Source organism: Streptomyces sp. CT34, from assembly GCF_000805335.1.
Classification (GTDB): domain Bacteria; phylum Actinomycetota; class Actinomycetes; order Streptomycetales; family Streptomycetaceae; genus Streptomyces.
In genome coordinates this window covers 896,705-920,205 of sequence record NZ_KN708638.1, presented here as the reverse complement: position 1 = coordinate 920,205, position 23,501 = coordinate 896,705, and the positions used below count along the sequence as shown (strand labels likewise).

23 protein-coding genes are annotated in these 23,501 nt (G+C 72.9%); 16 read left to right on the top strand and 7 right to left on the bottom strand.

Annotation, left to right across the window (positions count from 1 at the left end):
• Positions 1-45: 45 nt before the first annotated feature.
• The gene (locus RZ84_RS04130) at positions 46-1,257 is read left to right on the top strand and encodes an AI-2E family transporter (protein ID WP_078893562.1); all 1,212 of its coding nucleotides are present in this window, start codon (positions 46-48) and stop codon (positions 1,255-1,257) included.
• 166 nt (positions 1,258-1,423) lie between these two features.
• Here the strand turns inward: RZ84_RS04130 and RZ84_RS04125 are convergent, their stop codons facing one another.
• The 4 genes from RZ84_RS04125 to RZ84_RS36080 all read right to left on the bottom strand — a co-directional run bounded on the left by RZ84_RS04125 (position 1,424) and on the right by RZ84_RS36080 (position 5,167).
• Positions 1,424-2,602 carry a DUF2306 domain-containing protein gene (locus RZ84_RS04125; protein ID WP_043263125.1) on the bottom strand — a complete coding sequence of 393 codons (1,179 nt, stop codon included), beginning with the start codon at positions 2,600-2,602 and terminating at the stop codon, positions 1,424-1,426.
• A 100-nt stretch (positions 2,603-2,702) separates the two neighbouring features.
• The gene (locus RZ84_RS04120) at positions 2,703-3,218 is read right to left on the bottom strand and encodes a helix-turn-helix transcriptional regulator (RefSeq protein WP_043263124.1); all 516 of its coding nucleotides are present in this window, start codon (positions 3,216-3,218) and stop codon (positions 2,703-2,705) included.
• Between the two features lie 123 nt (positions 3,219-3,341).
• A complete protein-coding gene (locus tag RZ84_RS04115; RefSeq protein WP_241777565.1) occupies positions 3,342-4,319 on the bottom strand; it encodes a DMT family transporter in 978 nt (325 codons plus the stop codon).
• 39 nt (positions 4,320-4,358) lie between these two features.
• A protein-coding gene (locus RZ84_RS36080) for an IS5 family transposase (RefSeq protein ID WP_198539934.1) occupies positions 4,359-5,167 on the bottom strand; the annotation gives its coding sequence in 2 pieces (ribosomal slippage) (positions 4,359-4,828 and positions 4,828-5,167; 810 coding nt in all).
• Positions 5,168-5,349: 182 nt separating this feature from the next.
• Between RZ84_RS36080 and RZ84_RS04105 the strand changes: the two genes are divergently transcribed.
• A complete protein-coding gene (locus RZ84_RS04105; protein WP_043263123.1) occupies positions 5,350-6,264 on the top strand; it encodes a LysR family transcriptional regulator in 915 nt (304 codons plus the stop codon).
• A gap of 105 nt (positions 6,265-6,369) precedes the next feature.
• Here RZ84_RS04105 and RZ84_RS04100 read toward each other — a convergent pair whose 3' ends face one another.
• A complete protein-coding gene (locus tag RZ84_RS04100; RefSeq protein ID WP_241777564.1) occupies positions 6,370-7,584 on the bottom strand; it encodes an FAD-dependent oxidoreductase in 1,215 nt (404 codons plus the stop codon).
• Positions 7,585-7,700: 116 nt separating this feature from the next.
• On the opposite strand from RZ84_RS04100, the gene RZ84_RS04095 reads away from it, so the two are divergent.
• Positions 7,701-8,324 carry a PadR family transcriptional regulator gene (locus RZ84_RS04095; protein WP_043263122.1) on the top strand — a complete coding sequence of 208 codons (624 nt, stop codon included), beginning with the start codon at positions 7,701-7,703 and terminating at the stop codon, positions 8,322-8,324.
• A gap of 59 nt (positions 8,325-8,383) precedes the next feature.
• Here RZ84_RS04095 and RZ84_RS04090 read toward each other — a convergent pair whose 3' ends face one another.
• Positions 8,384-9,757, bottom strand: coding sequence for a tetratricopeptide repeat protein (locus tag RZ84_RS04090; protein ID WP_052229772.1), 1,374 nt, complete (start codon positions 9,755-9,757; stop codon positions 8,384-8,386).
• Positions 9,758-10,345: 588 nt separating this feature from the next.
• Between RZ84_RS04090 and RZ84_RS04085 the strand changes: the two genes are divergently transcribed.
• From RZ84_RS04085 to RZ84_RS04040, 10 genes are all read left to right on the top strand, one after another.
• Positions 10,346-11,374, top strand: a complete 1,029-nt coding sequence (locus tag RZ84_RS04085) for an acyltransferase domain-containing protein (RefSeq protein ID WP_063772659.1) — start codon at positions 10,346-10,348, stop codon at positions 11,372-11,374.
• Complete coding sequence (locus tag RZ84_RS04080; RefSeq protein ID WP_052229771.1) at positions 11,371-13,251, top strand: acyl-CoA dehydrogenase family protein; 1,881 nt, start codon at positions 11,371-11,373, stop codon at positions 13,249-13,251. The genes RZ84_RS04085 and RZ84_RS04080 overlap by 4 nt, the downstream gene beginning before the upstream one ends.
• Positions 13,248-14,327 (top strand): 3-oxoacyl-ACP synthase III family protein, encoded by a 1,080-nt coding sequence (locus RZ84_RS04075; RefSeq protein ID WP_277816865.1) that lies wholly within the window; start codon positions 13,248-13,250, stop codon positions 14,325-14,327. Before RZ84_RS04080 ends, RZ84_RS04075 begins: the two co-directional genes overlap by 4 nt.
• The gene (locus RZ84_RS04070) at positions 14,314-15,156 is read left to right on the top strand and encodes an SDR family NAD(P)-dependent oxidoreductase (protein ID WP_043263121.1); all 843 of its coding nucleotides are present in this window, start codon (positions 14,314-14,316) and stop codon (positions 15,154-15,156) included. The genes RZ84_RS04075 and RZ84_RS04070 overlap by 14 nt, the downstream gene beginning before the upstream one ends.
• Before the next feature lies 1 nt (position 15,157).
• Positions 15,158-16,285, top strand: coding sequence for a beta-ketoacyl-ACP synthase III (locus RZ84_RS04065; protein ID WP_052229770.1), 1,128 nt, complete (start codon positions 15,158-15,160; stop codon positions 16,283-16,285).
• Positions 16,258-16,512 carry an acyl carrier protein gene (locus RZ84_RS04060; RefSeq protein WP_043263120.1) on the top strand — a complete coding sequence of 85 codons (255 nt, stop codon included), beginning with the start codon at positions 16,258-16,260 and terminating at the stop codon, positions 16,510-16,512. Before RZ84_RS04065 ends, RZ84_RS04060 begins: the two co-directional genes overlap by 28 nt.
• The gene (locus RZ84_RS04055; protein WP_241777563.1) at positions 16,509-17,852 is read left to right on the top strand and encodes a beta-ketoacyl-[acyl-carrier-protein] synthase family protein; all 1,344 of its coding nucleotides are present in this window, start codon (positions 16,509-16,511) and stop codon (positions 17,850-17,852) included. Before RZ84_RS04060 ends, RZ84_RS04055 begins: the two co-directional genes overlap by 4 nt.
• A 703-nt stretch (positions 17,853-18,555) precedes the next feature.
• Positions 18,556-19,266 carry an SDR family NAD(P)-dependent oxidoreductase gene (fabG, locus tag RZ84_RS04050; RefSeq protein WP_052229769.1) on the top strand — a complete coding sequence of 237 codons (711 nt, stop codon included), beginning with the start codon at positions 18,556-18,558 and terminating at the stop codon, positions 19,264-19,266.
• Between the two features lie 160 nt (positions 19,267-19,426).
• Positions 19,427-20,047, top strand: a complete 621-nt coding sequence (locus RZ84_RS04045; RefSeq protein ID WP_043263118.1) for an L-threonylcarbamoyladenylate synthase — start codon at positions 19,427-19,429, stop codon at positions 20,045-20,047.
• A gap of 67 nt (positions 20,048-20,114) precedes the next feature.
• Positions 20,115-20,495 (top strand): hypothetical protein, encoded by a 381-nt coding sequence (locus RZ84_RS04040; protein ID WP_241777562.1) that lies wholly within the window; start codon positions 20,115-20,117, stop codon positions 20,493-20,495.
• A gap of 46 nt (positions 20,496-20,541) precedes the next feature.
• On the opposite strand, the gene RZ84_RS04035 is transcribed toward RZ84_RS04040, so the two are convergent.
• The gene (locus RZ84_RS04035) at positions 20,542-20,865 is read right to left on the bottom strand and encodes a putative quinol monooxygenase (protein WP_043269091.1); all 324 of its coding nucleotides are present in this window, start codon (positions 20,863-20,865) and stop codon (positions 20,542-20,544) included.
• Between the two features lie 478 nt (positions 20,866-21,343).
• Here RZ84_RS04035 and RZ84_RS04030 point away from each other — a divergent pair, with 478 nt between their 5' ends.
• From RZ84_RS04030 to RZ84_RS04015, 3 genes are all read left to right on the top strand, one after another.
• Positions 21,344-21,817 carry an Hsp20/alpha crystallin family protein gene (locus tag RZ84_RS04030; RefSeq protein WP_043263117.1) on the top strand — a complete coding sequence of 158 codons (474 nt, stop codon included), beginning with the start codon at positions 21,344-21,346 and terminating at the stop codon, positions 21,815-21,817.
• A gap of 416 nt (positions 21,818-22,233) precedes the next feature.
• On the top strand, positions 22,234-22,719 hold the full coding sequence (locus tag RZ84_RS04020) for an Hsp20/alpha crystallin family protein (RefSeq protein WP_043263115.1): 486 nt from the start codon (positions 22,234-22,236) through the stop codon (positions 22,717-22,719).
• A gap of 309 nt (positions 22,720-23,028) precedes the next feature.
• On the top strand, positions 23,029-23,265 hold the full coding sequence (locus tag RZ84_RS04015; RefSeq protein ID WP_347232728.1) for an SHOCT domain-containing protein: 237 nt from the start codon (positions 23,029-23,031) through the stop codon (positions 23,263-23,265).
• Positions 23,266-23,501 lie beyond the last annotated feature (236 nt).

Below are 23,501 nucleotides of genomic sequence, written 5' to 3'. Positions count from 1 at the left end.
GGGGCGGCGTCCCTTCGGGGCGGGCGGGAGGAGGTGACGGCCCGTATGCGGAACCGATCCCGCCGGCAGCGGGAACCCCGGTCCGGCGATCACGGTACCGCTGCCCCGCGGCGCGGGCCGGGCACCTGGCGCGGGGACCGGGCGCGGGGCCGGGGCGTACGCGGAGCGCGCCCGCCGGGCGGCAGGACGGTCCGGCGCAGCACGGAGGCTGCCGGCGTCCCCGCGGCGCTGCGCGTCGCCGCCGCCTACGCATGGCGGCTCCTGGTCGTGGGCGCGGCCGTCTATGTCGTCTTCGTGACGCTGGGGCGGTTCCATCTGGTGACGCTGGCGGTCTTTCTGGCGCTGGTGCTGACCGCCCTGCTGGAGCCGCTGACCAACGCGCTGACCCGCTGGATGCCGCGTGCGGCGGCGGTCACCACCGGTCTGCTGCTCTCCGTCGTGCTCCTCTTCGGCGTACTGAGCCTGATCGGTGCGAACGTCGCCGTCGAGTGGCCGGGGCTGCGCGAGGTCTTCTCCGGGGGGCTGACCAGGATCGAGCGGTGGCTCCAGGGCCCGCCGTTCCACCTGCGGCCGGGAGCCCTCTCGCACCTCCAGTCGTGGGTCTCCCGATTCGTGGCGAGCAACCGCGCCAACCTGATCGGCACCGCGGTGAGCGGGGTGGGCCGGCTGGCCGAGGTCCTGACGGTGGGTGCGCTGGCGCTGTTCTGCTCGATCTTCTTTCTGCACTCGGGCACGCGCATGTGGCAGTGGTTCGGCGGCCGGCTGCCGGAGCGCCGGCGGCACGCCGTACGGACGGCGGGGCGCACGGCGTGGACGACGTTCACCGGGTACACCCGCGGCATCGTGATCATCGCCGCGACCAATGCCGTCCTCGTGGGACTGGCCCTCTTCGTCCTGCGGGTTCCTCTCGTCCTGCCCCTGGCGGTACTGGAGTTCTTCGCCGCGTTCATCCCGCTGGTCGGTTCGCCGGTGGCGCTGGCGGTGGCCGCGGTGGTGGCGCTGGCCTCGCGGGGCCCGCTGGTGGCGATGCTCGTCGTCCTGCTGATCGTGGTCATCGGACAGCTCGAAGGGCATGTGCTGCACCCGTTGGTGATGAGCCGGGCGGTGCGCCTGCATCCGGTCGTGGTGGCCCTCGCGGTCGTCTGCGGGGGCGTCACCGCCGGTGTGCTCGGGGCGGTCGTGGCGGTGCCGCTGGTCTCGGTCGTCTGGTCCGTCTACGGCGCCCTCTCCCTGCGTCCGCTGCCACCGGCGGTGTGATGGCGGGGAGCGAGGTGGCGGACGCGCACACCGGCCCCCGGAGCGGGGAGACCGCCGACTGACGGAGCCGGACGCGGAGGGGACCGGGGGAGGGGACCGGGCGGGGGCACGTCGTCGCCAGGCCCTGTCGGCAAACTCCCGCCTGCCTACCGACGCCCTGCACGCGCTAGCCGACCGGGGACGGTTCCTGCCGTGGAGGGCGCGCCGCGGCCGAACGCTCCCGCTTGACCACTGCACGCCCGTACATCACGCGCAGGCTGACCACCGTGGTCGCGGCGAACGCCAGCATCCCGCAGCCGATGGCCACTCCCGCGGACAGTGCCGTCTGCCGGTCGAGTCCGGCGTAGCGTTCGAACAGCAGGCCGGCGGTGGCCGAGAGGGCCGGGGCCAGGCACAGTGCGGCCAGATGCAGGCGCCACTCCTCGCGCGCCCAGCCGTGGCTCGCCCGGCCCGCGCGCCGGGCGCGGACGGCCAGCACGGCGTAGGTCACGGCGTACGGGAGCAGATACCCGAGCAGCATCCGCTGCCCGGCAACTCCCCACTCCAGGAAGGACTTTGCGATCCAGGCCAGGGCGAGGGCGCCGGCGAGATGTGCCGCGGCGAGTACCGGCGCCGGCACCCAGGTCCCGGTCACTCCGGGAACCGTCGTCCGCTTGTCCATCGCGCGGGAGCCGAGCAGCGCACCGAACACGACGATCGAGCCGAGGTGCATGATGGCGATCCGGTTGACGTCCTCCAGGGAGAGGCCGGGGAAGAGTGCCGGGAGGGCGCCCCACTCAAGTCGCAGCAGCGGGGCGGTCATCAGGTAGCCGTAGCAGAGCAGCATCCACCGCTGGTGCAGGTCGGGGAACTTGGCGATCGCGGCGACGATGCCGTAGGTGACGCTCATGACGGTACCGACCAGGATCGTGGCGAGCACGATCCAGAACGCCGGCCCGCTGAAGGCGTCGCCGGGCGCGGTCCGTACGAGGTAGACGGCGGCGCCCGCCATCGAGGCGTAGACGGTCAGCGCGAACACCACCCCTACGGTGCGGTGCAGCCGGATGCGTCGCCGTACCGCCGTCAGGAGTTGGACCGGCCCGAGCAGCATCAGCGCACCGCCGAGGACGGTATGGACGATCATCGCGATCAGGCTGCGTCCGTACGGGCCGACGCGGGTGGCGAAGGCGTCGGCGACATAGCGGGGCGAGGTCGCGCGGGCCAGGAGCCATTCGCCGAACGCCGGGGCGCCCCGGTGGGCGTAGGGCCAGAGTTCGGTCATCGCGATCGGGGCGTAGCCCACGCAGACGGCGACCAGGGCGATGGTGGCCACGCGGCGCCAGGTGACCTTCCTCGGACGGTTCATGGCGGCCCCCTCGCTCGTTGCGCCCACGTCAATGGTCCTATCTGGACTATCGCGAAGGTAAGGGCGATCCGCCGCCGTGGTCAACGGTCGCGCGACGGCATCACGATCCGCGCTGTTCCACCCACTGCCAGAAATCGACCATCATCCGCTCATAGCGGATGCCGAATTCGAGCGCCTCGCGCTGACCACGGGTCAGCAACGTGCCGACGTTCTCCGCGAGTTGCTCGTAGTCCGCGAGGGTGCGGCGGTGCTCCGCGATCTGCACCGGGGAGTGCACCTCCGGCCGGGCGCCGAACCACAGTTTGAGGATGCCGCGTTCGCGCGCCTCGACCGGCACGAAGGCCGGGTCGGCGAGCCATTCCTCCAGGGCCGCCCGGCCCGCCGCGGTCAGCTTCATCAGGCGCCGGTTCCGCCCGCCGGCCTGCCGGTCCTGTGAGAGCAGACCTGCTTCCACGAGCCGGTCGCACTGCGCGTAGACCTGCGCGTGCGGCATCGACCAGAACGGGGCCACGGTCCGCGCGGCCTCGACCTTCACGTCGTACGGGCTGGCCTCGCCCAGTTTGTCGATGATGCCGAGCACGAGGAACGAGGGGGTGGTCAAGCGAGATTCGGCCATGCGGCGACCGTATCGCGGCGCGCGACGAGCGGGACGGCGAGCACGGGACGGCGGGCACGGGACGGCGAGCACGGGGTGGCGAGCGGAGGAGGTGAGCGCGGGGCGGCCGGTTCGGACCGTCCGTCAACCGGCTCGCTGGCCCGCCGTCCGGGGCCGCGGTGTCCGGCCGGTGTGCCACACGGCCGCGACCACGAGGGCGCAGCCGGCCGCCTGGGTCGCGGTCGGACGCTCCCCGATGACGATGCCGAGCCCGAACGCGATCACCGGTTGCGACAGCAGCAGCGCGGCGCCCACGTTCGGCGCCAACCGCGGCAGTGCGGCCGTGATCAGCAGCCATGCCACCACCTGGCCCACGCACGCGAGGGTGATCAGCCAACCCCACGCCGGCCAGCCCGGATTCAGCTCGACCCCGGTCCACAGCCCGCCCAGCACCCCCGCCGTCACGGCCGCCGCCGTGGTCGCGACGCACACCGGCGTGGCGGTGTGCGCCCGCCCGCCACCCAGCCGCATCAGGAACAGATAGCCCGCGTACGCCACCCCGGCCGCGGTCCCGTACACCGCGCCCGCGACCGGATGGCTGCCCGGCTCGGGGTGCCCGATCGCCCCGCTCGCCAGCGCCACCCCCACCAGCATCAGCGGCACCATCAGCACGAACCGCCTCGGCAGACGGGTCCCCGACACCAACCGGGCCAGCAGCGGGAAGACCACCACCTGGATGTTCAGCAGCGCCGTGGCCACCGCGGCGCCGACATTGAGGACGCCGGCCGCCCAGAACACCATGTCGACACCGAGCAGCACCCCCGCGCCGATGTCCAGCACCTGATACCGCACGGTCCGCCCACCGACCCGCCGCACCTCCCGCCAGGCGAGCGGGACCAGCACGAACAGCGCAAGTGCGCAGCGCAGAAAGGCCGCTGTCCCGGCATTCGTCCCCGACAGCTTCACGAACACCGCCGAGGCCGAGATGCAGACGGACCCCGCGACGGCCGCAGCGGCCGGGCCACCGAACCTGCCGAGCCCGCGCCGCCCTGACCCCTCCGCGGCCCGCGCGACCGTCGGCTCCTCCGCCACCGCACGGTCCTCCACCGCACGGTCCTCCACCGCACGGTCCTCCAACGCACGGTCCCCTAACTGATCATTTCAGAATGAGGTCCGGAGTCTCCTCAAGCAGATGAGGCTGCAGGCGAGTTGGAGCAGGCCGAGGTGGAGGTCGGCGCGTATCTCGTAGCGGATCCGCAGGCGTTTGAACTGGTGGAGCCAGGCGAAGGTGCGCTCGACGACCCAGCGGGTCTTGCCCAGGCCGGAGCCGTGAGGTGTGCCTTTGCGGGCGATCTTCGGTGTGATGCCGCGGGCCCGCAGAAGGCGGCGGTACTTGTCGTAGTCGTAGCCGCGGTCGGCGAAGAGCCGGCCCGGCCGATGACGTGGACGACCCCGGACTCCGCGAATGCGGGGTATCGCGTCCAGCAGTGGCATCAGCTGGGTGACGTCATGACGGTTTCCGCCGGTCAACGAGACCGCCAACGGTGTTCCGTGCCGGTCGGTGATCAGATGGTGCTTGCTGCCCGGACGCGCGCGGTCGACCGGCGAAGGTCCGGTGTGAGCCCCCCTTTGAGAGCCCTGACGTGCGAGCCGTCCACTGCCGCGTCATCCATGTCCAGCGAACCGGCCACCCGCAACTCCGCCAGAAGGACCTCGTGAAGACGAGGCCAGACACCGGCCTCGGTCCAGTCCCGAAGCCGCCGCCAAGCAGTCACCCCACTGCAACCGACCCTCTCCGCAGGCACATCCGCCCAGCTCACGCCCTTGCACAGCACGTACACAATCCCACGCAGGGCAGCACGATCATCCGCCGGCAGCCGGCCCGGATATCGACGGCGCCGCGGAGGCCGAGGAGGAAGCAACGGCGCGACACGTTCCCACAGGTCATCAGGCACAAGATCGTCGGACACCCGCAGAAGACTGCCGTCTCTCACCCCAACTGCCAAGCCCCCAACACAAACTCATTCTGAAATGATCAGTAATGCGCTGCCCTCTGCAGGACTGTCCTCCCACTTCATGAACTCCACTGTGCCCGCCCGGAAACAAAACAAAAAGCGATGATTTCTGGAGGGTTCTCGGTAGCATCCGTAACGTGTTCAGTATCGAGCGGCTCCGCGCCCTTGCCGCCGTCGCCACCCACGGCTCCATCGCGCAGGCCGCCCGTACCCTGCGCATGACGCCCTCCGGCGTATCGCAGCAACTGGCCAAACTGGAACGGGAGGCGGGCCACCCACTCCTGGAACCGCACGGCCGCAGCGTCCGCCTCACCCACGCCGGCCGCGTCCTGGCCGGCCACGCCGACCGCCTGCTGTGCCAACTCGCCGCGGCCCAGGCCGACCTGGCCGACCTGGGCGACGAGGTCCTGGGCCCGCTTCGTCTCGGCGGCATCGGCAGCGCGGTGCGCAACCTGCTGCCCGACGCGCTGGCCGCCCTCGCCGAGGCGCACCCGCGCCTGACCCCCACGGTCGTCGACGGCGAAGCGTTCGACCTGCTGCCGCGGCTGCTCAACGGCGAGCTGGACCTGCTGCTCGTCGAGAGCTGGGCCGCCCGGCCGCTGTCCGTCCCGGAGGGCGTACGGGTCCGTACGCTCGTCAGCGAGGAGGTCCATATCGCCCTCTCCGAGCGGCACCCGCTCGGCGACCGCGACACCCTCGACCCGGCCGACCTCGCGGACACCGTCTGGGCCTGCTGCCCACCCGGCACCGAACCCTACGAAGCCCTCGTGCAGACCCTGCGCTCCCGCGGCATCGAGCCCGACATCCGCTATCTCGTCGCCGAGCACAGCACCCAACTCGCCCTGGTGTCCCGCAACTTGGCTGCCTGCCTCACCCCGGCAATGTCCCGTCACCCCGCTCCGCCCGGCGTGCGCTTCCTGTCCACCCGGCCGGCGTTGCGCCGCGACATCCGGGCGGCCTGGCCGGCGCGCGGCGAGAGCCCGCCGGTCCGGGCCTGTCTGGAGGCCGTGTCGCGAGGCGGCGGGGGTACCGGCCGGTCCCGGCAGGGCTGAGCCCGCGGGGCGTGAAAAGCGGCCGGGGAGCCCCGCACCGCCCGCGCCCTTGCTATGGGGCAGCAGGGTGGTGCCGGGCGGGGGCCGCGGTCCGGCGCGGCACGGTCACGCCGGGGCGCTGACCGTTTCCGCCCAGTCGATGCGGTGGAAGTGGAGCGGGCGGACCATCTCCGCCACGTCGGGGATCGTCGGCGCGGCCTCGGCCTTGCCCGCCTTGACCTTGTTGGTGGCGGCGGCAGCGAGCCCGATCGCCTCCACGCGCGGGCGGCGCAGCGCCTCGTAGGCGGCGAACGCCTCGGTGGGCGTGGGCAGATCGCGCAGGCAGCGGGCCAGTTCGACGGCGCTCTCGATGGCCAGGGAGGCGCCCTGGCCGGAGCTGGAGGACGGCGCGTGCACCGCGTCGCCGACCAGGACCATCCGACCGCGGTGCCAGTGCGGCACCGACGGCATGCGCTCCATCGGGCCGACCGCCATGAGGCCGTCGGAGTCGGTGTGGTGGAGCAGCCGCTTGCCCGGGAGGTGGTCCGCGTAGAGCTCGCGCAGCTGGGCCAGCCAGTCGGCGGCCGGCGTCTGCGCCACTTCGGCCGGGGTCTGCGGGGTATCGGTGGGCAGCCCGGCGAACCAGATCAGCCGCCCGTCCTCGTGCTGCCAGTAGCCGATGAAGGCGCGGCCGAAGGCGAAGTGCATGGTGCCGGGCGCCGCCTCGACGCCGCAGTCGGGGGTGGCGTAGCCGCCGAAGCTCAGCACGCCGCCGTACTCCGGGTCGGGCGCATCGGGGTCTATCACGGTGCGGACGGCGGAGCGGATGCCGTCGGCGCCGATCAGGACGTCCGCGGTCGCGCTGGTCCCGTCGGCGAAGTGGGCGGTGACGCCGTCCGGCGTCTCCTCGGCGGTGACCAGCCGCTTGCCGTACGCGATGCGGATGCCCTCGCCCGTCGCCAGATCGGTCAGCGCCCGGAACAGCTCGGCGCGGGTCATCGTCAGGGTGGCCGGCAGTTCGGGGAAGCCGTCGAAGGAGGCGAAGCGGTTCCCGGCGCCGTCCGCCAGCACCATGGCGGGGACCGGCCGGCCGATGGCCTCCAGTGCGGTGCCGGCACCGATGGTCCGCAGTGCCTGCTGGCCGTTGGGTGCCAGGCCGAGCCAGGCGCCGACGCCGTCCGCCGCGGCGGGGTACGCCTCGAAGACGGTCGCCTCGATGCCCGCCCTGCGGAGGGCGAGCGCGGTCACCGGGCCGGCCACTCCGCCGCCGATGACCAGTGCCGTGCGGATGCCGGAGGCGGTGCCGCGGCTGTCGTTGATGCCCATGACGTCGATGCCCATGAGAAGAGACCCCCAGTGATCGTTGCGCGGATGTCGCGTCGGTCGTCGCGGGCTCCATAGTTGCAGCGAATCTAGTTTCAATGCAACTAGTTTCTGTGAAGACTACGATGACGGGCATGACAGCCCCCGTGAAGAGTTCGCCCCTCGCCCTCACCGTGCTGGCGCTGCTGCACTACCGGCCGCTGCATCCGTACGGCCTCCAGCAGCTGATCAAGCAGTGGGGCAAGGAGCGGGTCGTCAACGTCGGCCAGCGGGCCGGGCTTTACCGCACCATCGAGCGGCTGCTGGCCGGCGGACTGATCGCCGTCCGGCAGACCGAGCGCGATCAGCAGTACCCCGAGCGGACGGTCTACGAGGTCACCGACGCCGGCCGGGCGGCGGCGCGCGAGTGGCTGGAGCAGATGCTGTCGGTGCCGAAGGAGGAGTTCCCCGTCTTCCCGGCGGCGTTGTCGAACATCGTGCTACTCGTCCCGGACGAGGCGCTGCCGGTTCTGGAGCGGCGCGCGGAGCGGATCGCCGCCCAGTGCGCAGCCCTGGAGGAGGGCCGGGACGAGGCCGTGGGGGCCGGAGTGCCGCGGGTCGCGCTGATCGAGGACGAGTACGCGCTCGCCGTCCTCACCGCCGAACGGCGCTGGCTCGACGGGGTGATCGGCGAGCTGCGGGACGGCAGCCTGACCTGGTCGCGGGAACTGCTCGCCGCGTCCCAGGAGTCGCCGGAGTCGGCGGCGTCGGACGGGTAGTTGAACTGATTCGCGGTGAACCGGGCGCCGGGACGGACCGGTTGGCGATCACGGCGCGCTCAGCACAGTGATGGCCGGCGGATCAGATACGCCGCGTGTGCCCGGGTCTCCTTGGCCTGCGGGTGGCGGTGGTAGGGGTGCAGCGCGTTGCGGAGTGCGATGAGGGCCTTGCGGGCGCGGCAGGAGGCGGTGAGCGGATAGTGGTGGAAGAGCTGCCGGCAGTGGGGGAGGGCCGCCTCCAACTCGCCCGCCGACAGCAGGGTCTGGGCGAGCAGCGCGCGCACCAGGACCAGGGCGGTGTGGTGGTCGTCGGGCCGGGTGTCGAGGGAGGCTTCGAGGGCGACCAGGGCGCTGGGGCGGTCGCCGAGGGCCAGCAGGACCAGGGCGCGCTGGTAGTGCAGCGCGGTCAGCGGGTAGTGGGTGAACGGACCGGCGCCGGGCGGCGCGGGGTCGTGGTGGCGCTCGGCGGTCAGGAGGTCGGCGAGGGCCAGCCGGCGACTGCCGTCGGTGGCGTGGATGACGGCGCGTCCGGCGTGCAGATACGAGCGGACCGCCCGGGGAGCGGTGGGGCCGGCGGTTTCCACGGCGTGGTCCGACCACTGCCGGGCATGGCCGGCGTCGTCGAGGTGCAGCGCCGACAGGCTTATGGCGCGCAGGCTGATCGCGTAGGAGTTGCGGTCGCCGGCACGGTGGGCGAGGTCGAGCGCCGAGTGGTAGTAGAGGTAGCCCACATTGGTCAGGCCGGCGTCGATGGTCATGGCGCCCAGCAGATGGGTGAGTTGTGCGGCGCCGCGGAGCAGCCGGCGGGGGAGGTCGCTGCCGGAGTGGGTGATCGCCAGCAGGCGGGCGATGTCGTCGGCCAGGTATGTCGCGAGCGCCGAGCGTGCGTGGCCGCCGCCGTATTTCTCGGTCAGGGTGGCGAAGACGACCGCCATGTGGTCGAGGCGGTCGTCGGACAGCGCGGTAAGAGACCGCTCCGCAGGCAGAGTGGCGTCCGGGGTGCCGGAGCTGCGCCTCCGTATGGGCCATACGCGGGCCGGGACCGGGCGGGCGGTGACGAACTCGCGGTTGAGGACGGCCCGGTGGGCGGGATCGATGTCCGTACGGCACAGGGTGACGAGCCGTTCGACCGGGTCGGGGGTGGCCAGCACGCTCTCCCGTAGGGACTCGTCCGACGTGTTGTGGTCAAGTCCGGTTTCGGCCACGGTCACCGTCCGGCCGAGTCGCCGGGTGAGGACCTGCGCCACCAGGTCGGGGACCGGGGACCGGGGGCGCGAGCCGTTGAGCCAGTGCGCGACCGACGTGCGGTCGTAGCGCAGCCGCACACCGTGCTTGGTGCCCAGCGCGTTGACCGCGCGGGCCAGTTCACCGGCGCTCCAGTCCGCTTCCGTCAGCAGCTCCGACAGGTGCTCATTGGGTCGGCGACGAGCCATGTCTTCCTCCTGGCCGTCCGACCCCACCGCCCCGCGCCGTGTGGTCGTTTCAACGCGTTCACGCATCAAGGTCCGCTTTCGCTTCGCGCGCGGCCCCGGGCGTGGTTGTGTCTGAGACATACCCCAGCGGTGGTTCCCGGCCTCCGTGGGGCACTGCCTATCCGGCCAGTGCGCCGCGGTGCGGTCGGGAGGGGGATGGGGCCCGTGCGCCTGACGGTGCGGGCACGGAGCCGATCCGGCGCGCAGCCGGGTGGGGCGTGCGCGATCACCGCAGGTCACCGCCGTCGGCAAGGCCGCCGGCGGGGCGATGGACGGGGCGTCCGTAGGGGAGCCGACGGCGACGCCGTTCAGGAAAACGTCCGGAAAACGTCCACCGAAGAGTCGCATCCGCATCCGAGCACACACCCGCCCCGCGGTTGCCGCAGGTACCCGCTGGCCGGGAACCGTCGCCCGTCAGGCACCCGGGGTCCGCCGGACAGCCGTCACAGGGCGAGGGACCGCTGTGCATACGTGGAGGAGTATCCCGTGTCCAACACTTCCGGGTCCGAGACTTCCGGGTCCGAGTCTTCCGGCCCAGCCGCGCCGCCCATGGCGCGCCCCCTCGTGGTCCATCTCTTCCCCGGCCAGGGCGACTTCGCCGTCAGCCCCCTGGTCCGGGCCGTTCGTGCGCATCCCGTGGTGCGGACCGCCGTGGCGGAGGTGTTCGAGCAGGTCGACGAGGCGAGCGGGGCGTACGGCATCCCGGCGCTGGGCCCGGCGCTGCTCGGTGCCGCCCCGCCGAGCGGCCGGGACCTGGCCGAGGCCGCCGTGGGAACCCCGCAGGCCGCCCTCTTCGGAGCCTCGGTGGCGGTCCACCGGGCGCTGTGCGCCGTGGGCGCCGCGCCCGACCGCCTGGTCGCCGTCAGCTTCGGCGAGATCCCCGCACTCACCGCGGCGGGCGTCTTCGACATCGGCGACGGCACGAGAATCGCCTGCCGGCTCGCCCGGATCCTGGCGCGTTGCAGCGGCGGCATGACGCTGCTGGGCGCCGGAGAGGCCGCCGCCGCGCGCCTGATCGAGTCGGCCGGCACCGCGGAGGTGGCTGTCGCCTGTGTCAACGACCCCGGCGAGACGGTGGTGTCCGGCCCGCTGGACGAGCTGATCCGGGTCGAGAAGCACGCCGCCGCACAGGACATCGAGGCCGCCCGGCTGCGGCTGCCCTTCCTGACCCACCACCCGTCGCTCACCGTCCCGGCACAGGCATTCCGGGACGCCATCGGCGCCCTGCGCGCGCGACCGGGCCACACCCCCGTCCACTCGGCCGTCCACGGTGGCGCCTACGGCAAGGGCGACGATGTGCACCGCGGGCTCGCCGACTGCGTCGACCGCCCCGTACGACTGCCCGGCGTGCTGACCCAGGCCGCCGCCCCACCGCCCGCCCTCCTGCTGGAAGCCGGCACCGGACAGGCGCTGACCCGCAACGCCCGGCGCATCCTGACAGGCCGTCAATACACCGCGTACAGCCCGCTGTCCGACATGGACTTCCCGTGGGAGCGACCGCACCTGCTGCTCCCCGCCACCCTGCCGGGGCGGCCCCCGGCACCCGCACCGGAAGCGACGTACGGAGCGAGCCGATGACGACCACCTCCGATCCGCGCACCGCCGTCGCGCCGGTGCTGCCCGATCCGCTCCGCACCGTCGCGGGCCGGCGGATCCTGGCCGCGCTCGCCACGGCGGACCCGCCGAGGGCGCAGGAGAGCCGGAACCACCGCACCCACCGGCAGCTGCGCATCCTGGCCGGGCTGCTGCCGCCCGCCGGCCAACTGCTCGCCGACCCCGACCTGCTGACCACACTGAGCGCCTGCACGGCCGTCGTCGACCCGGCGCTCTACATGACGGTGCTCAACCACTACGTCCTGTGCCTGGGGTCGGTCGTCGGCGCATCCCGCGAATCGCGGCGGAACGGGCCGGCCGGGGCCGGGACCGGGCCGGCGGCCGTGCCGGAGGCACTGGCGAGCGCGGTGCGCAAGGGCGTCTTCCTCATCACCGAGATCGGCGACGCCGGCAGCCACCTCGCGGTGCGCACCGTCGCCGAATTCCGGCCGGACGGCCGGGAGTTCGTGCTGCGCACGCCCGACCACCGGGCGGCCAAGTTCTCCAGCCTCGGCATGCCGGGCATGCCGCAGAGCGCCGCCGTCTGCGCCCGCCTGGTCGTCGACGGCATCGACCACGGGGTCTTCCCCTTCCTCGTCGACCTGTGCGACGAGCGGGAGACCGCGCCGGGTGTCGCGATCTCCGGCCCGCTGCGCGTCGACGAACTGCCCCTCGAATACGCCCTGGTGCGCTTCGACGGCGTCCGCGTCCCGTACGAGCGGTGGCTTCGCGGCAGCGCCGCTATCGACGAACTCCGCTGTGTGCACGACCCGTTGACATCCGATCAGCGGTTGCGGCACACCATGTCGGTGGGGCAGGCCCTGTGGGCCACCCTGCCCAGCGCGGCGGCGGTCCTCTCCCGGGCCGCCGCCGTGGCGGCCCTGCGCCACTCGCTGCACCGCCGCTCGCACGGCAGGCTCGCCCCCGGCTCCCCGGTCCTGACCTACCGCACCCAGCAGCGGGCCCTGCTCTCCGCACTGGCCGAAGCCTTCGCACTGACCTGCGCGGCCCAAACCGCCAAGGACCTCTGGGCGTTCACGCTGGACGGCCGCACCGCCACCGGCACCACGAGCGGCACCCCACCGGACATGGCCTTCGCGCCCTGGGCCTCCGTGGACCGCCGGCTGGCCGCCTTCAAGGCGCTCGCGGTGACCGGAGCCGCGCACGTCACGGGCGAGTGCCAGCACCGCTGCGGTCTCGCCGGCTACCTCGCCGTCAACCGGCTCTCCGCCTACCACGGCTTCGCCCGCGCCTTCGACAGCGCCGGCGGCGACAACCGGCTCATCCTGCTCGACATCGGCCGCGCACTGGCCGAGGAGCACCCCGACGCCACCGCTCCCGCCCCGCCGGGGCATCCGGACCCGGACAGCCCCACCTGGTGGCCGGGCCTCGTCGGAGCGCTGGAGCGGCGGCTGGCCGGCGACCTGCACACCACGGTCCGCACCCGCCGAACCCCGCACCTGAGCGGGATGGCGCTGTGGAACCCGGTCCTGGAACACGCCCGGCAGCTCGGCGAGATCCACACCCGGCGACTGGCCGCGCAGAGCGTCGCCGACACCCTCGCCGCGGTCCACGACCCCACCGTACGGGGCCCGTTGCGCACCCTCGCCGCCCTCTACGGCACCACCCAGGCCCTCCGGCTGGCGGGCCCCCTGCAATGGACCGGACTCCTCGGCCCCACCCAGGCGGCCACCCTCAACGACACCGCGGACCGCCAGTGCGAACGCCTCATGCCGCACCTGACGACGCTGACCGAAGCCCTGGGCACCCCCGACGACCTCCTCCCCACCCCGCTGTCCGACCCCGACTACGCCGCCGCGCTCGGCGGCACCCTCACCTGGCACCCCGGAGCACCCGCGTGAGCATCGACGACCACCCCGCCCGGCCCATCGGCATCCTCGGCATGGGCACCTTCCTCCCCTCCCGGCGACGCCCCAACGCCGAAGTCGCATCCGGCGCGGGCGTCACCGCCGACTGGATCACCCAGCGCACCGGAGTGCGCAACCGCCATGTCGCCGCGCCCCACGAGGCCGCCTCCGACCTGGCGGCCTGCGCAGTGCGGGCCGCCGTCGCCGCGGCCGGCCTCGACATCGACCAGCTCGACCTGCTCGTACTGGCCACCTCCACCCCCGACGAACTGGGGCCCTCCACCGCCTGCCGGGTACAGGCCCTCACCAAGGCCCGCAACGCCGTCGCGCTCGACGTCAGCGCCGCCTGCTCGGGCTGGCTGTTCGCGGTCAGGGTGGCGCACGACTGGCTGCGCGCCGATCCGTGCGCACGGTACGCCGCGGTCGTGGGCGTCGAGGCGTACTCGAAGTTCCTCGACCCCGCCGACCGCGCCACCGCCGTCCTCTTCGCCGACGGCGCCGCGGCATCCGTGCTCGGGCCGGTCCCGCCGGGACAGGGGTTCGGCGACTTCCACCTGGGCTCGGACGGAACCCTCGCCGACCGGGTCCTCATCCCCGCCGGCGGCAGCAGGAGGCCCGCCAGCAGCACCACGCTCCGCACCGGCGCCCACACCATCCGCATGGACGGACGCGCGGTGCGCGACTTCATCACCACCATGTTCCCCCTGGTGGTGAGCGACAGCCTGGCCCGCAACCGGCTGCGGCTCCAGGACATCGACGCCTTCATCACCCACCAGCCCAACCCCAAGCTGCTGCGCTCCGTCGCCACCGACATGGGCATCCCCGTCGACCGGCTCCCGATCGTCGCCCAGGAGATCGGCAACATCGGCGCCGCCTCCACGCCGTACGCGCTGGCCACCGCCGCCGCGAACGGATTGCTCACCCCGCGATCCCGCATCCTCACCGCCACGTTCGGCGCCGGCATGACCTGGGGCAGCGCCCTGCTGACCTGGAGCGGCGCCCCCACCATCCGCATCGCCCCGCAGCGGGCCGCGGCAAGCGAAGGGACGTTCCACCATGCACACCACTGAAGCCTTCCGGCTCGACGGCGCCCGCGCCCTGGTCACCGGAGCCTCCCGCGGCATCGGCCGCGCCGTCGCCCTGACGCTGGCCGACGCCGGAGCCGACCTCGCCCTGTCCGCCCGCACCGAGGAGGCCCTCAAGGGCACCGCCGCGGAGGTCACGCAGCGGGACCGCGCCGCGCACCGTGTACCGGGGGACTTCGCCGAACCCGCCGCCGCCGGCCGGGTCGTCGACGCCGCCGCCGACGCCCTCGGCGGGCTCGACATCGTGGTCCACAACGCCGGAGTGCTGCCCGCCCGGCCGGACGGCACACCGCTGCTCGTCCCGCTGTCCGGCTCCGACCAGGGGGACTGGGACCACGTCGTCACCGTCAACCTCAACGCCACCGCCGCCCTGTGCCGGCACGCCCACCGCCACCTGACCGCCTCACCGCGGGCCGGCCTGGTGCTGATGTCCTCCGTGGCCGGCATGATGGGGATGCCCATGGCGGAGGCGTACGCGGCCACCAAGGCGGGCCAGGTGTCGCTGGCCCGCAGCCTCGCGGCCGGCTGGGCGTGCGACGGCGTCCGCGTCAACGCCCTGTACCCCGGCTGGACCCGGACCGACATGACGGCGTTCGCCTACCGCACCGCTCCGGTCTCCGACTGGCTGATGGCCCATGTGCCGCTCGGCCGCTGGGCGGAGCCGGAGGAGGTCGCCTGGGCCGCGCTCTACCTGGCCTCGCCCGCCGCCGGCCATCTGACCGGCCAGGCCCTCGTGTTGGACGGCGGCGTGTCGGTGCCGGACAGCGGCCTCGCCGGCATCCCCAAACCGCCCTCCCCGTTCGCCGGGGCGTGACGTGACCGGACAGCGCCCCGCCCCACACCCACGCCGCGCCGCGGCCATCTGTGGCATCGGCTCCTCGCTGCCCCCGCGCGTGATCTCCAACGAGGAGCTGACCCGCCAGGGAAGTCTCCAGACCTCCGACGCCTGGATCCGCTCGCGGACCGGCATCGTCAACCGCCGCCGTGCCGCCCCCGGAACCGCCACCGGCGACCTCGCCACCGGCGCGGGCCGCGCCGCCCTCGAATCCGCCGGCGGACCACCCCCCGACCTGCTCCTGCTCGCCACCACCACACCCGACCGGCACTGCCCGGCCACCGCACCGGAGGTCGCCCACCGCCTCGGCCTGTCCACCATCCCCGCCTTCGACCTGGCAGCCGTCTGCTCGGGCTTCGTCTACGGGATGTCCCTCGCCACCGCGCTGCTGCTCAGCGGAGACTGCGCCCGGCCGCTGGTCATCGCCGCCGAGACCTACTCCAGCATCATCGACCCCCTCGACCGCGACACCGCCTACATCTTCGGCGACGGCGCCGGCGCGGTCGTCCTGCGCGGCGCGCACCCCGGGCAGCCGGGCGCCGTCATCGCCACCGACCTCGGCTCCGACGGCTCCCGCTGCGACCTGATCGCCATCAACGGAGGCGGCTCCCGCATGCCCCTCGCCGCACAGCAACTCACCCGCCACGACCGCTACTTCCGGATGCGGGGCCGCGACGTCTACGCCCAGGCCGTACGCCGTATGACCGAGTCCTCCCGCGCCGCACTGCACCGCGCCGGCTGGACCCCCGGCACCGTCGCGGCCTTCATCGGCCACCAGGCCAACCAGCGGATCCTCGACTCCGTCGCCGACCGGCTCGACATCGCCCCCCGGCACCGCTTCGGCAACATCCAGGACGTCGCCAACACCGCCGCCGCCTCGATCCCCCTGGCCCTCGCCGACACCGCCGCACAGGGGCTCGTACCGCCCGGCGCCCGCACCCTGCTGACCGCCTTCGGCGGCGGCCTCACCTGGGGCTCGATCGCCCTGACCTGGCCGTCTGCCACTCCCCGGCACCATCCTCCGCACCCCCGACCCGCCTCCGAACCGTCCCCCGCCCCACCTCACCGAAGGACCCAGCCATGGACGATGTCCTCCAGCACCTCGTGACCGTGCTCACCGACAAGTTCGACGTCCCCGCCGACGCCGTCCGCCCCGACTCCACCCTCACCGACCTGGACCTCGACTCCCTCGCCGTCGTCGAGTTCGCCGTCACCCTCCAGGAGGACTGGCACATCGACCTGGCCGACGACGCCGCAGCCGAGGTCACCCTCGACGAACTCGCCGGGACCGTCCGCGGCCTGCTGCGCGAACAGTCCGGAACCGTCGCACCATGACGGCCGGCGCCCCCACCCCGGCATCGATGTCCCCGCCAACTCCCTTGGCAGTCACCGGAATCGGCCTCGTCACCCCGGCCGGAATCGGCGCCGACGACACCTGGAAAGGCGTCTGCGCCGGCCGGCCGGCCGCCGCGGCCGATCCCGAACTCGCCGGACTGCCGGTCACCATCTCCTGCCGCGTCCCCGGCTTCGACGCGCGCACGCAGGCGGGCGGCGCCCAGCCGTGGCGCCACGACCGGTTCACGCACTTCGCGCTGACCGCGGCTCGGGAGGCCGTCCGGGACGCGGGCCTCGACCCCGCGTCGCGGGACTGGCCGGCCGCCCGGGTGGCCCTCGTGCTGGGGTCGGCCGCCGGCGGCGTGGGCACCTACGAGCGGCAGCACCGCAAGCTGCTCGCCGGCGGACACCGCTCGGTGTCCCCCCTCACGCTGCCCGCCTTCCTCCCCAACATGGCCGCCGGCCAACTCGCCATCGACCTGGGGGTGCACGGCCCGGCCCTGCACACCGCCACCGCCTGCGCCTCGGGCGCCGCCGCCCTGACCACCGCCGCCATGCTCCTGGAGACCGGCGCCTGCGACATCGCGATCGCCGGCGGCAGCGACGCCATGATCACCCCCCTGTGCGCGACCGCCTTCGCCCGCGCCGGAGCGCTCTCCCGCCGCCTCGACGACCCCGCGACGGCCTCCCGCCCCTTCGACGCCACCCGCGACGGCTTCGTCCTGGCGGAGGGCGCCGGCGTACTGGTCCTGGAACGTGGCGCGGACGCGACGGCGCGCCGCGCACCCACCCGGGCCCTGCTCACCGGGCACGGTTCGGCCACCGACGCCCACCACCCGGTCGCACCCAGCCCGGACGGTCGCGGTCTGCGGGCAGCCCTACGGCAAGCCCTGCGCCACGCCGACGCGGCTCCGGCCGACGTCGCCCACATCAACGCCCACGGCACCGGCACCCCGCTCAACGACCGCACCGAGGCGACCGTCCTCCACGACCTCTTCGCCACCGCCGCCCCCTCCGTCACCTCGGTCAAGGGCGTACTCGGCCACACCATGGGCGCGGCCGGAGCCATCGAAGCGGCCCTGACCGTCCTGACCGTGCAGCACCAACTCGCCCCGCCCACGGCCAACTTCCACACCCCCGAGGCCGACACCGCGGTCCTCGACGTGGTCGCCCCAACGGCCCGCAGTCAGCGCATCGACCTCGCCCTGAGCGTCTCCTGCGGCTTCGGCGGCCACAACACGGCGCTCGCCTTCACCCCCGCCCCGTGCCCCCTCGGCGCTCCGCCCGCCGGCCCACCGCCTGCCACCCACCCCGGCCCTCACCCCGACCCGGCCCCCTGACACCGTCCGCACCCGCACCCTCCCGCACGGCACCCTGCCAACGCCTCAGCCGCCGCACCCTCACCGGTCGTCGGCGCCCGGCAGTCCCCCGCACCGCCAACGGGCACGATCGGCCGGTACACCGCGTCCTCACACGTCATCACCCGCGCGTACTCATCAGGATCGGTCATGCCCGATGTGTACCGCCCCCGATGGCCCCCGAACGCCAGAGGGAGCCGTGATACCCCGGGCGGCCTACGCACTCCGGGCCTCGTACGGCGGAGCCGCCCGCACCGCGACCGGTGGTGTGTCAGTGGTCCCGCGTAGTGTCGACGATGACGGGACGCACGACATCTGTGGGGAGAACGGCAGTTGATGAGGGGTCAGGTGGCGGCAGCGGACGAGGGACGGGCGTGGCGGGAGCGGACCGGTGGCGTCGCTGGAATGCGGCGGCCTCGCCGCCGGGGCCGGGCATCCGCCTGCACCGATGACGAACAGTCACGCCGCGACTGTCAGCGGAGCTTCCTCGCACCGGGCCGGTGGCCGCACGACCTCGCGATAGCCCTGGACGGGGCGACCGGCCGCGGCGAACTTCCGGTCCGCACCGGTGGGCTCCTCGGCTAGGCGCGTGTGACAACCGGAAACCATACCCGGCTGTCGGTTATGCCTCCGGGTGGCTGATACTCACCCACAGACCTCTGTCGAGAGCAAGGAGCGCATACCCATGTCCCGAGTAGTTCTGGTGACCGGCGGGTCCCGCGGCATCGGCCTGGCCATTGCCGAGCACCAGCTGTCCCTGGGCAACAAGGTCGCCGTCACGCATCTGACCACCGAAGCGCCGAAGCTCCCCGGTCTCCTGCCGATCTCGTGCGATGTGACCCGTACCGATGACGTCGACCGCGCGTTCACGCGGATCGAGCAGGAGTTGGGAGAGGTGGACGTCCTGGTCGCCAACGCGGGCGTCATCGCCAACAACTTCCTTGAGGACATGACCGATGAGCAGTGGGACCGGGTCATCGACGTCAATCTTTCCGGCACCATGAAGGTCGCCCGGCGTGCCTGCCGCAGCATGAAGGAGCGGCGGGCCGGCCGCATCATCGTGATGTCGTCCGCCCTGGCCCTGGCGGGCGGCGCCACCCAGACCAACTACGCGGCGTCCAAGGCAGGCCAGTTGGGCTTTGCCAGGGGGCTGGCCGAGGAGGTCGCCGAGTACGGCATCACCGTGAACGTCATCTGCCCGGGACCCACCGATACACCCATGTACCGGTCCCTGCCGGAGGAGTTCCAGCGGCAGCTCGTCGCCCGGACCCGCACCAAGTGCCTGATCCAGCCCACCGAGGTCGCCGCGGTCGTGAACTTCCTGACCTCGCCCGACGCCAAGTCCATAACCGGTCACATCATGGAGGTGGACGGCGGAGGGTCCTGGGGACACTGAGGCCGGTGCCGCGGCCGGTGCGCCGTCACCCTCGGCACGGTCGGCCGTCACGCCGCCCGTGCCGGGGGTTTCCGGCGCCGGCGGGCGAACCTGACCGGCCGGGAGAGCGTGCGGCCCGGCGCCCACCGTCACGGTTGTGCCGATCACCTAGACTCGGCGGATGGCGAAGTACTTCGACGTCCACCCCGAGAACCCGCAGCGGCGCACGATCAGCACGGTGGCCGAGAGCATCCGCTCCGGTGCGCTCATCGCGTATCCCACGGACTCCTGTTTCGCACTGGGATGCCAGCTGGGCAGCCGCGACGGCATCGACCGGATCCGGTCGATCCGGAACCTCGACGACCGCCACCACTTCACCCTCGTCTGCCAGAACTTCGCGCAGCTGGGCCAGTTCGTGCAGATCGACAACGATGTGTTCCGCGCGATCAAGGCGGCGACTCCCGGTCGTTACACCTTCATCCTGCCCGCCACGAAGGAAGTGCCGCGCCAGCTGCTGCACGCGAAGAAGAAGACGGTCGGTGTCCGGATTCCGGACCATGCCGTCGTCCAGGCGCTGCTCGCCGAACTCGGTGAACCCCTGCTCTCCAGCACCCTGCTCCTGCCGGACGAGGAGGAGCCGCTGACGCAGGGCTGGGAGATCAAGGAGCGGCTCGACCATGCGATCGACGCGGTGCTCGACTCCGGCGACTGCGGCACCGAGCCGACCACGGTCATCGACTTCTCGGGCGGCGAGGCCGAGATCGTACGCCGCGGGGCGGGGGACACCGCGCGCTTCGAGTAGCGCGCGGGCGGTTGCGCACGCGGCGCGGAAGCGGGACGGGAACGGGACGGCGGTGCAGGGGGAGAGAGTGCGCACCAGGGCGGCGCGGGCGTACACACCACAGCGGTGGCGGAGGCTGCGGCAGGACCAACCAGTAGGGCCGGTCGGCGCGCACGCCAGCCTGTTCCAGGTGCAGGGGGAGTACCGGTCGGACCGGATCCGGGCCGCCGTCGGACAGCGGATCCGGTCGCGGTCGGTGCGCACGGTGGAAGTACGGGGTGCCGTCGGGGCGTGGGACCCCGGCCACTTCACCAAGGCGATCGAGAGTCACCCGGAGGGCGCGCAGGTGCCCGTACCGGCCGAGTCCGATCCCGGGGGCCTGGCCAGGGCGGTGGCGGACGGGCTCGGGGTGCCGCCGGTGAAGGTGACGGTCCAGGACGTGCCCGACGGGGACCAGACGGTCACATGAGGAAAGGGCCCCGAAGGAGCCCTTTCGCCGTCGGTCGACGCGGTGGTCAGTCGATCACCAGCTCGCCCATCGCGCTCCAGCCGGTCGCGCCCTCGATGGTGGTGCTCACGATCTCGGGCGTACGGCGCAGCAGCGGGCGCATCTGCTCCAGGCCCGCGCGGAAGTGGTCGGAGTTCACATGTGCTTCGGCCGCATCGTCCTTGAACGCCTCGACCAGGACATAGGTGTGGGGGTCCTCAAGGCTGCGGGACCACTCGAACCACAGGTTGCCCGGCTCATCACGGGTGGCCTGCGTGAAAGCGCTGACCTTTTCGGGCCACTCCTCGACGTGTTCGGGCTTCACGGGAAACTTCACAACGATAAAGATCATCCGGGTACTGTAAACGATTTGCCGCTTCTGGTGCATTTCCCCCCTGGGAGAGCGGGTGGGCGGGCCTGCTCGGCTCCGGCGTGGCAGGGGGCGCCCCCGGCCGCCACGCGGGCCGCACCCGCGCCACTACGGCGGGTAATCCATCGCCGCGGTGGGCGACCGGTATCACCGCAAGTGTCCCGCCCGCCGCGGTGCGTGACCCGCACGAGGTCGATTGCCGCGCTGCGGTCCCGTACCGCCGCGCGACTTCGTGCCGGACCCCGTGGCGCCGCTACTCCGTGTCCCAACTGATGCCCCGTCAGCGCGCCTTGCGTCCCGCCCCGGGCCCGGCGCGCGTCCGAGTAGCCGGGTGTGCCCGGTCGTGGCCAGCATGGAAGAGACAGCACGGCCAGACGAAGACGTGACAAGGAAGACGTGACAAGGACGCAGCGGCAGGCGGCAGCGCCGTTCTGCGGCCCGTCCGAGGAGGTGCAGCACGATGAATCTGCCCATACGACACCGGCCGGGGAGCCTGCTGGAGCCGGGGTTCCACTGGCCCGAGCCGATGGCGGCCGAGTTCGAGGAACTCTTCGACCGGATGAGCCGGTTTCTCCAGTCGGCTTCCCTCACACCGTCCCTGACCGAGACGGTCTCCTGGGCGCCACCGGCCGACCTGCACGAGACCGACGAGGCGTACCTGGTCGAATGCGAACTGCCCGGCATACGGCGCGAGGACGTCGACGTCACGGTCGGCGAGCACGAGGTCTCCATCTCGGGCGAGCTGAAGGAGCGCGAACGGGAGGGCGTAGCGCGGCGCCGGGGCCGCCCCACCGGCAAGTTCGAGTACCGGGCGCTACTGCCGGTGGACGTGAGGTCCGAAGAGGTCACCGCATCGCTCACCGACGGCGTCCTCACCGTCACGATCCCGAAGGCGCAGCCCGCCAAGCCGCGGCACATCGAGATTCAGGGCTGAACCACCCGGCGGCGAACGGCGGGTGCGCCCCGTATCCCGCCGTACCGCGCCCACCCGTTGACCCGGCTCCCGTTACCCACCGGGTACGGGAGCGCGCGGGCCCGCCAGGGGCACGAGGGGACGGAACCCGATGGGACGGAAGAAGACGGCGCGACGCAAGAATCCGGCGCGGCGGCATCACCCACGGACGCCGGCCGTGCACGAGAAGTGCGCGGACACGGCCGAGGGGGACGGCGGCTGCCCGGGAGCGCCGCTGCCCCTGCATCACGGTGCCAAGCGGCCCGTCCACACCATCCGGGTACGCCGGCTCTTCGGCTGACGCGGCACCCGCCGACGGGAGTTCGAAGTCGCCGTGCGGGGCCGGGGCGCGCAGCATGGAACCGTACCCATGCAGTCGTTTCGCGGAGGTGACCGCGATGAACATGCCCGTGCGACGTCGGACCGGCAGCCTGCTGGAAAGGGCTCTGCCCTCCCTGCAGTGGGGCGAGCCCATCGCCGCGGAGTTCGACGACCTGTACGAGCGGATGAGCCATCTGCTGGAGACCGTGGGCGGTATGCCCGCGCTGAGCGAACGGACCCACTGGGCGCCGCTCGCGGACCTGCACGAGACCGATGACGCCTATGTCGTCGAGGCGGAACTCCCCGGGATGAAGCGGGACGGCATCGACGTCGAGATCACCGACCGGGACCTGCGCATCAGCGGTGAGTACAAGGAGTGCCAGCGCGAGGGCGTGCTGCGCCGGAGCACTCGCCGGACCGGCCGGTTCGAGTACCGCTCGACGCTCCCGGTCGACGTGAAGACCGAAGACATCAAGGCGAACCTCACCGACGGTGTGCTGACGGTGACCCTCCCCAAGGCCGCCCGGGCCGCGACATCGCGGCACATCGACGTCACGACATGACGCCGGAAGGCGCCTGTCGTGGAACGGTGCCTGTCGCGCCGGGGCGGGTGCCTGGACGGCGCCCGCAGCGGCGCGGAGGACCGTCCGCGTACCTGCCATAGCCGGTCCGCCGGTGGCGCCGGGACGGGTCGGGGCGGACCCCAGGGCCGCCTCGCCCGGACCTCCCGGCGAACCCGGCGGCGAACGAGAACCGGGTGCGGGCACCCGTGAGGGGTGGGTGGCCCGCCTTCCTGAGCTGGGAAGTGACGTTCGATGTACTGGTACCACCACGGCGGAGGCGGATGGGGTCTGATCGCCGCCGTCATCGGCTTGATCTTGTTCTTGGCGCTGGTCGTCCTGGTCGCCATCCTGGTCTTCCGCGCCCTCGCCCACCTCGGCAGGCACGGCGGCGAGCACGCCGGGTGGCATACGGGTCCCCAGCCGCCCGTCGGCCCCACGGCGGAGCAGATCCTCGCCGATCGCTACGCGCGGGGTGAGATCGAGGACGAGGAGTACCAGCGGCGCCTGGCCCTGCTGCGCTCGTCGAGGCAAGGCCAGGCGCCCTGACCGCGTACGGGGCCCGACCCGCGCGCGTCGAGCACCCGGACCGGTCCGGCCGGCGAACTCCGCCGTCGCATCCGGCAGTTCCGGCGCGGCGACCACCCGCCGGATCCGCCATCCCGTGGGCGATCGGCGGAGCGGCCGTCGCCCCCCCCGCCGGTGCCGGGCCGATCGTCGCGGCCCGCCCGCGTACGGCAGACGAGCACTGACGCGACAACTGCCCACTCCCCGTTGACAGATGC